This is a genomic window from Mycobacterium sp. 1165196.3 (assembly GCF_001673415.1).
Classification (GTDB): domain Bacteria; phylum Actinomycetota; class Actinomycetes; order Mycobacteriales; family Mycobacteriaceae; genus Mycobacterium; species Mycobacterium europaeum_A.
In genome coordinates this window covers 1-1,805 of the sequence record NZ_LZLU01000118.1, presented here as the reverse complement: position 1 = coordinate 1,805, position 1,805 = coordinate 1, and the positions used below count along the sequence as shown (strand labels likewise).

Genomic DNA, 1,805 nt, shown 5'->3' with positions numbered 1-1,805 from the left:
CCGTCGAGATCACCGAGACCATGCTCCCCGGACATGCCGCCCTGCCCAACGGATTCGGGCTCGACTACATCGGCGACGACGGGCGCACCGTCACCGCGGGTGTCGCCCCGAACGCGCTCACCTCCACCGAATGGCGCGATCCCTACGCCGGCACGCCGTGGCACAAGCACGTCCCCGCCCGGATCGAGCCCGCGCAGGTGAGCGTCAGTTCCAGATCTTGACCCGGTTGTCCGGTTCCAGGAACAGCGCGCCGGCATCGGCGCCGTCGAAGGCGTCGTAGAAGGCGTCCATGTTGCGCAGCACGCCGTTGCAGCGGAACTCCGGCGGCGAGTGCGGATCCACCGCCAGGCGCCGGATCGCCTCGGCCTCACGGGATTTGGTGCGCCATACCTGGGCCCACCCGTAGAACACCCGCTGCACGCCGGTCAGGCCGTCGATGACCGGAGCCGGCTGGCCGTTCAGTGACAACTGGTAGGCCAGCAGCGCGATCGACAAGCCACCCAGGTCGCCGATGTTCTCCCCGACGGTGAACGCGCCGTTGACGTGGTGCTCGCTCGCCAGTGCCCGCGGCGTGTAGGCGTCGTACTGCTCGATGAGAGCCTTTGTGCGGGTGGCGAACTCGGCGCGGTCGGCGTCCGTCCACCAGTCCACCAGATTGCCGTCGCCGTCATATTTGGCGCCCTGGTCGTCGAAGCCGTGGCCGATCTCGTGGCCGATCACCGCGCCGATGCCACCGTAGTTGGCCGCGTCGTCGGCCTCGGCGTCGAAGAACGGCGGCTGCAAAATGGCTGCCGGAAAGACGATTTCGTTCATGCCCGGGTTGTAGTAGGCGTTGACGGTCTGCGGCGTCATGAACCACTCGTCCCTGTCCACCGGCCCGCCCAACTTGGCCAGCTCGCGGTCGTGGTTGACGGCGTACCCGCGCTGGTAGTTGCCGTACAGGTCGGCCCGGTCGATCACCAGCGCGGAGTAGTCACGCCACTTCGCCGGGTAGCCGACCTTGGCGGTGAACTTGTCCAGCTTGGTCAGCGCCCGCTCCCGGGTCGCCGGGGTCATCCAGTCCAGGTCGCTGATGCTGATCCGGTAGGCCGCCCGCAGGTTGGCCACCAGTTCGTCGATGCGGGCCTTCGCCCCGGGCGGGAAATGCCGTTGCACGTAGAGCTTTCCGACGGCGTCGCCCATCAGGTTCTCCACCAGCGACACCGCACGCTTCCACCGATCGCGGATCTGCTCGGTGCCGGTCAGCAGGCGGCCGTAGAAGTCGAAGTCCGCGGACACCACCTCGTCGGTCAGCCAGGCGGCCCGGGCGCGGATCAACCGCCACCGTGCCCAGCTCTTCCACACCTCGAGGTCTTCGTTGCGCCACAGCTCGGCGAACCTGCGCAGGTAATCAGGCTGGCGCACAATCACTTCCGCGAGGGACTCCGGGTCGGCGCCGAGCCCGCCCACCCAGCCGGCCCAATCGAACCCCACCGCCTCGTCACGAAGTTCGGCGAACGTGCGCAGGTTGTAGGTGAGGTCGGCGTCGCGGCGCTTGACCACATCCCAGTGCGCCTCGGCCAGCCTGGCCTCCAGCGCGACGATGCGGTCGGCGGTCGCAATGTGGTCGGCCGGATCGCCGCCGAACACCAGGGCGAACATCCGCGCGATGTGCGCCGGGTACGCCTCCAGCACCTGCGCGTGCCGCTCTTCGCGGTAATAGGACTCATCGGGCAACCCGAGGCCGGACTGGGTGAAGTGCACCAGGTAGCGCGCCGAGTTCTTGGCGTCGGTGTCCACATACACCCCGACGCCGCCGATGCCGC

2 protein-coding genes are annotated in these 1,805 nt (G+C 68.3%); one reads left to right on the top strand and one right to left on the bottom strand.

The window, feature by feature from the left end; translation table 11 throughout:
* Positions 1–221: hypothetical protein (locus A5659_RS12865; protein WP_156749174.1), on the top strand; the 221-nt coding region annotated here is incomplete at its 5' end.
* Here the strand turns inward: A5659_RS12865 and A5659_RS12860 are convergent.
* On the bottom strand, positions 205–1,805 hold a 1,601-nt coding region (locus A5659_RS12860), incomplete at its 5' end, for a M13 family metallopeptidase (protein ID WP_067181558.1). The genes A5659_RS12865 and A5659_RS12860 overlap by 17 nt on opposite strands.